The 456-nt window shown below is 45.6% G+C and carries 1 protein-coding gene; it reads right to left on the reverse strand.

Annotated features, from left to right (window positions below):
- Window positions 1-456: hypothetical protein (locus tag QWJ41_RS20805; RefSeq protein WP_302710379.1), on the reverse strand; the 456-nt coding region annotated here is incomplete at both ends.

The following is a 456-nucleotide window of genomic DNA, read 5'->3' on the forward strand; positions in this document are numbered from 1 at the left end:
CGCGTTGTTTGTAGTAGAATTAAGGACTCTACTACTACTAGTGTCTGCGGTCAATCCGTGAATGTCATTTCCGGTAGTCATACCTCTGGCTTCGTCTGAAAGCGTTCCGCCAGAAGTAAAACCAACCGTTCCACGATCGGTTTGTTGTAGTCCGAGGGTTGGTCTGATTTGATTATTACCAGCTTGAGAGCTAGTAGAAGTCAAACCCTTAAGCGACAAGGATTGGTCAAAGTTTTGTTTCGACAGAGCGAGTTGATTTTGCCCTTGCATCTGCATAAGTTGCATTTGCATTTGTCGGTTCAAGTCTTGGTTTTTGTTATAGTTGTCCCAGTTTATTGAATTCTGCATTCCAGAAGCCATGCCGGAGAACAAACCACCTGCTGCAGAAGCAGCGGTAGCCCATCCTGCCATTTGAAAGCTTGCGCCTGCAATAGCCGCCTTGATTGCGAATTTGTT

Origin of the sequence: Nocardioides cremeus (assembly GCF_030518195.1) — a bacterium.
Lineage (GTDB): Bacteria > Actinomycetota > Actinomycetes > Propionibacteriales > Nocardioidaceae > Nocardioides > Nocardioides cremeus.